At 70.2% G+C, this 8,581-nt stretch carries 6 protein-coding genes; 3 read left to right on the forward strand and 3 right to left on the reverse strand.

The genetic code is table 11. From position 1 onward, the window contains the following. On the reverse strand, positions 1–1,288 hold a 1,288-nt coding region (locus ACNFOC_RS45970; protein WP_416964958.1), incomplete at its 3' end, for an RNA polymerase sigma factor. A gap of 522 nt (positions 1,289–1,810) precedes the next feature. Continuing rightward, complete coding sequence (locus ACNFOC_RS45975; protein WP_416964959.1) at positions 1,811–2,581, reverse strand: TetR/AcrR family transcriptional regulator; 771 nt, start codon at positions 2,579–2,581, stop codon at positions 1,811–1,813. A gap of 377 nt (positions 2,582–2,958) precedes the next feature. On the opposite strand from ACNFOC_RS45975, the gene ACNFOC_RS45980 reads away from it, so the two are divergent. Next, positions 2,959–4,326, forward strand: coding sequence for an NAD(P)/FAD-dependent oxidoreductase (locus tag ACNFOC_RS45980; protein ID WP_416964960.1), 1,368 nt, complete (start codon positions 2,959–2,961; stop codon positions 4,324–4,326). A gap of 214 nt (positions 4,327–4,540) precedes the next feature. Continuing rightward, entirely contained in the window at positions 4,541–6,196 is a 1,656-nt protein-coding gene (locus tag ACNFOC_RS45985; RefSeq protein ID WP_416964961.1) for an ATP-binding SpoIIE family protein phosphatase, read from the forward strand. A gap of 1 nt (position 6,197) precedes the next feature. Here the strand turns inward: ACNFOC_RS45985 and ACNFOC_RS45990 are convergent, their stop codons facing one another. Continuing rightward, the gene (locus ACNFOC_RS45990; RefSeq protein WP_416964962.1) at positions 6,198–7,514 is read right to left on the reverse strand and encodes an MFS transporter; all 1,317 of its coding nucleotides are present in this window, start codon (positions 7,512–7,514) and stop codon (positions 6,198–6,200) included. An 89-nt stretch (positions 7,515–7,603) separates the two neighbouring features. Here ACNFOC_RS45990 and ACNFOC_RS45995 point away from each other — a divergent pair, with 89 nt between their 5' ends. After that, the gene (locus ACNFOC_RS45995) at positions 7,604–8,134 is read left to right on the forward strand and encodes a MarR family winged helix-turn-helix transcriptional regulator (protein WP_019061611.1); all 531 of its coding nucleotides are present in this window, start codon (positions 7,604–7,606) and stop codon (positions 8,132–8,134) included. Positions 8,135–8,581: the final 447 nt, after the last annotated feature.

Here is an 8,581-nt window from a genome sequence, read left to right on the forward strand (position 1 = left end):
GGGGAGTAGGGGGCGTCGACTCGGGCTTGGCGATGGGGGAGGACGAGGGCGCCGGTTTCGCCTCGGGCTTCTTCGCCGGGCTGTGGGTGCTGCCGGCCAGCGCGAGGGCGATCGCGGCCGCTGCCGCCGTGGCGACCACACCGGCCGCGATGCCCGCCTTCACCGGCGCGCCGAGCCCCTCGGAGGCCGCGGCGCCACCGGCACCGGCCCCGCCGGACGAACTCCCGCCCGCCGCGGCGGCGGCACCCGCGGCACCGGCCGCACCCGCTCCCGCGCCACCGGCGATGAGCGCGATGGCCTTCGCGTACCCGGCGGCGCCGAACCAGCCGATGACCGCGATCGGGACGACCGCCGGGATACCGCTGGCGACCTCCTCGATCTGAAGCGCGGCAAGCCGGCACTTGGCGCACTCCTCCAGGTGCTTGCGCAGCCCCCGTTCGGCACGCGTGCGCAGTCGGCGACGGGCGTAGGTGCCGAGCTGGTCGGCGTAGCGCGCGCACTCCTCGTCGTCGGTGAGGGTGGCGCTGACATGGGCCTGGAGGTAGGCCTGCTTGAGACCCTCGCGGGCCCGACTGGCCAGCACGCGCGTGCCGTTGGCGTCGAGCCCGAAGAGCGTGGCGACCTCGCTCGGCGACTCGTCCTCGACCTCGGTGTGCCACAGCACGGCCTGCCACCGCTCGGGCAGCGACCGGAAGGCCTGCATCGCCATCGACTGCTCGGCCACGTGCATCGCCCGTACGTCGGCGCCGAGATCGATGGTGTCGTCGTCGGACACCTCGGACACTCGCGCGGACTGCGCGGCGAACACCGCGAAGTCGTCGACGAGTTGCTCCCTCTTCGCTGACTTCGTCCAGTTCGCGGCGACGCGTCGGACGGAGGTCAGCAGATAGGCGCGTACGGCGTGCTCGGGCCCGGAACCGCCGCGCACCGCCTGGAGCATGCGGGCGAAGACCTCGGCGGTCAGGTCGTCGGCGGTGTGCCCGTCCCGGCAGCAGGTGCGGGCGTACCGGCGCACGGCGTCCGCGTGGCGCCGGTACAGCTCCTCGTACGCCGTGTCGTCACCGGCGCGCATCCGCTCGATCAGCGAGGCGTCGGCGGGCGGCATCTCCGACGGCGGCAGCGGCGGCAGAACACTGCCCTCGCGCTGCGGCGGGACGCTGCCCTCGCCGGGTTCGAAACCCGGGGGGAGCCCACTGGGCCCGCCCTGACTCGGCACCTGTGGTGAGGTCAGCCCACCGGCCTCCGGGTCACCGTCACCCAGTGACTCGTCACGCCCGTCAACGCTCATCGCGGAAAGCCCCCGCCGCCTGCCAAGCCAGTCCAACCAGTCCCGAACACCGGGTCAGCGTGCCATATTGGCTTTTGTTCAGGACCCCGTCGTACGGACCTTCCACTCATCCGTGGGGACTTCCCGCAACGCAGTACTAGCGTTCACTCCTCCGGGGAAGGCTCAACTGTCGCCCCCGGAACGGGAGTTGGCGACGATGACCGAAATACCCGGAACGTTCCCAGGCGTCACGAGGGGCGCGGGCACCACGGCACCCGCGCCTCACAGTCACCTATTCGAGTCACCCGCGAACGAGTCACCCGACCGCACCTTTCAACTGGGCCAGCGCAATCCAGCCCGTCCGGCACCTTTTCGGCGCAGGACCACACAATCAGCCCGTCCGGCGTTTGAGGACGAGGCCGTTCAGGCCGATGGGGGGCCTGGGGGCGCAGCCTCCAGAAGACGCCCGCACCAACACCGGGCGCCAAACCAACGACGGCCGCGCCACCCCGCCCCTACCGCAGAGTCACCCCGCCGCCACGCTCACAACGGCCGCGACCGCAACCCCTCCAACAGAATGTCCAGCAACCGAGCCGACGCCGCCGCCTGCTGCGCGGCATCCGGCAACGAGGGCGCCGCCGTAGCGATCACCAGCAGCACGTCCGACACCGAAACGTCCGCCCGCAACTGCCCCGCGGCCCGCGCCCGGTCCACCAGCTGCCCCACGACCTCCAGCAGCGCGGTCGCCCCGGCGTCGTAGTCCCCGGCGCTCAAGATCCCCGCCGACTCCTCCGGCACCAGCCGCAGTTCACCCGTACCCGGCTGCGTCCGCTGCTGCGGCACCCGCGCCTCGTCGAGGAGAGCAGCACCCTCACCCTCATCGGCGACGCCGACCCGCAGCACCTGCGGCGGCAGCAGCCGCCCGGCGCCCGAGGCCACCGACGTCCGCAGGAAGCGCGACAGCGCCGACCACGGTTCGTCCTCCTGGCCGAGCGCCGAACGCGCCTGGTCGGTCAGCCGGGAGGTCTCCTCCTCGGCTATCCGGCGCACCAGGACGTCCTTGCTCGGGAAGCGCCGGTACACCGTGCCGACACCGACCCGCGCGCGTCGCGCCACATCCTCCATCGGCGCGCCGTAGCCCAGCTCGCCGAAGACCTCACGCGCCGCCCGCAGCACGTGCTCGAGATTGCGCTGTGCGTCCACCCGCAACGGCGTCGTCCGCGAGCTGTCCCCGCGTCCGTTTCCCGCCGCTCCGACCGCGCCGCCGGATGCGACGGCTGACGCGGATGTCCAATGAGAGTCCTGAATATGCATACACGTTCCCCCGGTTAATGACGTCTCCCCCCGGAGACTCCCCGCCATTGGCAGCCGGAGCATCGTGAGACAAGCCCGGTTCGCGAGCCTCGCTCTTCGCGGACTCGCTGAGCGCATCCCCCTTCACCCCGTCGACACACGAACATAGTTGAGAGGGGGTCAATTCAGAAGGGGCAGGTTCCGCACGGAGCGCCCCCCGATCGGAGTACGGGTCACATAAGTCCCGATTGCGCCCCCGAACACCACCCCGATCACCACCGCTGACCTGCGCACCTGCGCCGTACTCCGGCAATTCCGGCGGCCGCGCGCGGCCGCCGCCGCCGGTCACACAATTTGTCGAGGCTGTGGACAAACTCCAGCGCCGGGTGCGTCATGGGATGGTGAAGGAACGCGCGCGCATTCTCGTTGTCGGTGGCGGCTACGTCGGGATGTACACAGCCCTGCGCCTTCAGAAGAAGTTGAAACGTGAAATCAAGCGCGGGCAGGTCGAGATCACCGTCGTCAGTCCCGACCCTTACATGACGTATCAGCCGTTTCTCCCCGAGGCCGCCGCCGGTTCGATCTCCCCCCGCCATGTCGTCGTCCCGCTGCGCCGCGTCCTCGACCAGTGCCGGGTCGTCATCGGCGAGGCCACCGCCATCGACCACGGCAAGCGCACCGCGACCCTCAGCACCCTCGCCACCGAGGAAGAGGGCACGGGCACCGAGGAGTTGGCGTACGACGAACTCGTCCTGGCCCCCGGCTCCGTCTCGCGCACCCTCCCGATCCCCGGCCTCGCCGACCACGGCGTCGGTTTCAAGACCGTCGAGGAGGCCATCGGCCTGCGCAACCACGTCATCGAGCAGATGGACATCGCCTCCTCCACGCGCGACCCCGCGATCCGCGACGCGGCGCTGACCTTCGTCTTCGTAGGAGGCGGTTACGCCGGCGTCGAGGCGCTCGCCGAGCTGGAGGACATGGCCCGCTACGCCGTGCGCTACTACCACAACGTCGACGCCGACGACCTGAAGTGGATCCTCGTGGAGGCCTCGAACCGCATCCTCCCCGAGGTCGGCGAGGAGATGGGCACCTACACGGTCACCCAGCTGCGCCGCCGCAACATCCAGGTCCTCCTGGAGACCCGCCTCGAATCCTGCGTCGACCGCGTCGCCGTCCTCAGCGACGGCCAGCGCTTCCCGACCCGCACGCTCGTGTGGACGGCCGGCGTGAAACCCCACCCGGTCCTCGCCGCGACGGACCTCCCGCTCAACAACCACGGCCGTCTCAAGTGCACCGCAGAGCTGACGATCGAGGGCGCCACGCACGCGTGGGCAGCGGGAGACGCGGCAGCCGTCCCCGACGTCACCGCGTCCGAACCCGGCACCGAGACCGCCCCCAACGCCCAGCACGCCGTACGCCAGGCCAAGACCCTCGGCGACAACATCGCGCACTCCCTGCGCGGCGAGCCCCTTCAGACGTACGCCCACAAGTACGTCGGCTCGGTCGCCTCCCTGGGACTGCACAAAGGCGTCGCGCAGGTCTACGGACGGAAGCTGAAGGGCTACCCTGCCTGGTTCATGCACCGCGTCTACCACCTGAGCAGGGTGCCCACCTTCAACCGCAAGGCCCGTGTGCTCGCCGAATGGACGCTGGCGGGGCTCTTCAAAAGGGAGATCGTTTCTCTCGGTTCACTCGAACATCCCCGAGCGGAGTTCGAACTCGCGGCCGGTGGAAAGCCTCCACACGACCCGAAGGGGTCGAACTGACAGGACCGAGGAACTCCACCGGCCGCCGAGGCGTCTGACGAATGTCGGCCCGGTCGGTCACACTGCCAGACTGGTCCACGACTTCGGGCGGGCCCACGCTCGCCCTTCTCACCCAAGAGGCTTTCCCCACTGTGCTGCATCCCCCGGGGGCCAACCCTCGGACCCCCGGCAGGGTCCGGAGCGGGCCGACAACATCTACACGAGGCATGGATTCGTGAACTTCACGCGCTGGAGCGCCCGGCTCCCCGGAACGCAGCGCCGCGCCGCAGCGCGGACCGACCACACGGTCACCCCGGACCGGCGGGGGGAAGGCTCCGTGCCCGCGGCCCGCGCCGAGCAGCTCACCGACGAGCCGCCGGTCCCCGCCGTCGACGACCTGCCCGTCCGCGAGGTCCTCGACCGCGTCCCGGCCCTCGTCGCCCTCGTGCACGGCCCCGACCAGCGCATCGTGTACGTCAACGACGCCTACGCCGCGGCCTTCGGCGCCCGCCCCCTGGGCGCACCGGCCCGCGAGGCTCTCCCCGAGCTGGACGAACTCGGCCTGCTCCCGCTCCTCGACCAGGTCCTGCGCAGCGGCAAGCCCCGCACCCTCAAGTCCCGCAAGGCCCCCGGCGGCCGCTCGTACACGTTCACCTGCACCCCGGTCGCCGAGAGCGCCGACAGCGCCGAGGGCGGCGTCCTGATCTTCGCCACCGACGTCACCGACCACGCCGAGGCCGCCGAACGCCTGCGCGCGAGCGAACGCCGCCAGCGCGAAACAGCCGTAACGCTCCAGCGCTCCCTGCTCCCCCAGGAGCTGGAGGAGCCCGACGACCTGCGCATCGCCGCCACCTACCAGCCCGGCGGCACCGAGGCGGCGGTCGGTGGCGACTGGTACGACGTGATCACCCTCGGCGGCGGCCGCACAGCCCTGGTCATCGGCGACGTCATGGGCCGGGGCGTGCGAGCGGCGGCGGTCATGGGCCAACTCCGTACGGCGGTCCGCGCGTACGCCCGCCTCGACCTGCCCCCGCACGAGGTCCTCCAGCTCCTGGACGGCCTCGCCACGGAGATCGACGCGAACCAGATCGCCACGTGCGTGTACGCCATCTTCGACCCGAACGAGGGCCGCCTGGTGTACGCCTCGGCCGGCCACCTCCCGATCCTCGTCCGCGACGAGACGGGAGCGGTCCAGCGCGCCGACGAACCCACCGGCCCCCCGCTCGGCACCGGCGGCTGGATCCACGCCTCGGGCTCGATCCCCCTCAGCCCCGGTTCTACGGCGGTCCTCTACACGGACGGTCTGGTGGAGCGCCGGGACGAGGACCTCGACGAGGGAATCGCCTCCCTGGAGCGCGCCTTGGCCGGCGCCACCGGCACCCCCCAGGTGGTCTGCGACCGCCTGGTCCGCTCGCTCGGCGTCACCGCGGACCACGACGACGACGTCGCCGTCCTGGTCCTCCAGCACCCGGCCCGCACCGGCCCGGCCGGCGACCTCTTCCGCAACGCGGCCCTGGAGCTGCTCGGCGGAGTGGAAGCGGCCCCACGCGCGCGTGCGTTCGCCTCCGGAGTCCTCACCAGCTGGCGCTTCCCCACCGAACTGCACGACCTGGGCGTCCTGGCCGCCAGCGAACTGGTCGCCAACAGCCTCCAGCACGGCACCCCACCCATGCGCCTACGCCTCCGCCGCACCGACCGCCGCCTGATCGTCGAGGTCACGGACGGCGACGACCACCTCCCGCGCCGCCGCCGCGCGGAACCGGCCGACGAGTCGGGCAGAGGCATCGCGATCGTGGCGACCATCGCCTCGAACTGGGGCTCCCGCCGCACACCGGGCGGAGGCAAGGCCGTCTGGTGCGAGTTCGTACTCCCGAAGACGGCCCCGGCGTGACCTACGCCTCGACCCCGACCGGCTCCACACTCCCGCGAGCGACGACCAGACTCCCCTTCGCCCGCCAAGGCTGATCCTGTACGGCGCTCAACTGCCGCCCCAGCCGCACGGCGAGCAGACTGATCCCCAGCGAGAACAAGAAGAACGTCACGACATACGGCCCCGGCAGCGAAGCCCCGAGCGGCCCGCCCACCGCGGGCCCAACAGCCAGCGCGAGCTGCTTCACGAGGGCGAAGGCCGAGTTGTACTGCCCGGCCATCCCCTCCGGCGCCAGATCGGCCACCAGCGGAGCGACGGTCGGCGACAACATCGCCTCCCCGAGCCCGAACAACGCGTACGTCGACACGAAGGCCGCCGTAGCCATCTCCTGACTCCCATGCCCGAGCCCCGCGAAGCCGGCCGTGACCCACGCCAACGCCCAGATCATCCCTACGGCCGCGATCACCCGCGAGCGCCGACGCCGCTCGACGAACTTCAGCACCGCGAACTGCGCGACGACGATCATCGCGGTGTTCGCGGCCAGCGCGGTCCCGAGCGCGGACGTGGAAATACCGGCGGCCTCGACCCCGTACGCACTCAGCCCCGACTCGAACTGCCCGTAGCAGGCGAAGAACAGCACGAAGCCGAGCACGCTCAGCTGCACCATGGCCCGGTTCCCGAGCAACTGCTTCCAGGCACCCTTGGCCGACGCCCGTGCGGGAGCATCCCCGATGGCAGGCGAATGCGGCATCCGTACGGTCGCCATCACTCCGGCGAGCACCAGGAACATCGCCGACTCGATCCCGAAGAGCAGCGTGAACGAGGACGCGCTGGTCGTGTCGACCAGATGACCCCCGATGAGCCCGCCGACACCGAGCCCGAGGTTCTGCAGAAAGAACTGCATGGCGAAGGCACGCGAGCGTGTGTCGGCCGTAGAGCAGTCCACGATCATCGTGGCGAGCGCCGGCTGCATCACGGCCTGCCCGGCCCCGAGCGCGGCAGCCGACAGCAACACAGCGGTCGCACTCCCCGCCAGCCCCAGACTCATCGACCCTACGGCGGCCAGAACCAGGGCGACGAGGAGAACCGGTCGGGGACCGCGCCGGACGATGGCCCGCCCGGCGAACGGCAGCACGATCAGCGCGGCCACGGCGAAGACGGCGAGCACGAGACCCGCCGTCATGGCTCCAAGGCCCCGCACCTGCGCCACATAGACGTACAGGTACGGGACGGTGAAGCCGAGCCCGAACGCGCTGAGTGCGTTTCCCACGTGGATCCGGCGCATCGCTGCGCCCATCGCCCTGGTCACGGTCACCTCAATCAGGTAGTTGGTCGCCATCGGTACTTCTTAGTCCCGAAGACTTCGAAGCTAAACAGTACATCTAGAAGGACTTCAACGCCAAGCGACCTCGTGCGATACTGCCGTCCATGGGCGAACCGACACTCGACGAGCAGATCGCCGCCTACCAGCGCGAGTTCAAGGACCTCGACCCCCAGGTCGAGAAGATCGTCTCGGCCCTGGGCCGCCTGAACCGCCGCATGAACGTCGCCTACGGCCGCCAGACCGCGAACCTCGGTATGAGCAGCGCCGAGTGGGAAGTCCTCAAGGCGCTCGTCCTCGCCGGTGCTCCTTATCGGATGGGCCCGAGCGACCTCGCCAAGCGCCTCGGCCTGACGCCGGCCGCGATGACCCACCGCATCGACCGCATGGTCGCCGAGGGCCTGGTCACCAGGGAGCGGGACGAGTCCAACCGCGTCCGCGTGATCGTGGAGTTGACCCCCGAGGGCCGCGGCAAGTGGCTGGAGGCGATGCGCATGGCGACGGTCTTCGAGGAGGACCTCCTCCAGGACCTCTCGCCGGTGGAGCGCACAGTTCTCGGCGAGGTCCTGACCCGCCTGCTGCGTAGGGTGGAGCATGCCCAGCCGGATGCCGGCGGTCGGCTCAGCGACCTCGAATAAAAGATCTTGACAGAGGGTGCTTGACAGCCCCCTGCTCGATCCGTAGAGTTCTTCGGGTTGCCGCCGAGCCGTAACGGTTCTCCGGCAACACCTCCGCCGCGACAGCGGCAACCCAAACCAACCGCACGATCTCCCAACGGGATTGATTTCGGCGTGCCCGAATTCAATTCGATTTGGGCTCGGCTGTGTTCGATCAGGTCACTAGGACTCGATTGGAACTCCGCCGGGGGAATCGGCTAAGGTTTGAGACGTCGGAACGGCTCAACGGCCGGGATGGCAACCCCCGCTGACTGGGAGTCAGGCCCGAAAGGATCTGATAGAGTCGGAACCGCCGGAAAGGGAAACGCGGAAGCGGAAACCTGGAAAGCACCGAGGAAATCGGAACCGGAAACGGTCTGATAGAGTCGGAAACGCAAGACCGAAGGGAAAAGCCCGGAGGAAAGCCCG

Origin of the sequence: Streptomyces colwelliae, from assembly GCF_048158785.1 — a bacterium.
Taxonomy (GTDB): Bacteria; Actinomycetota; Actinomycetes; order Streptomycetales; family Streptomycetaceae; genus Streptomyces.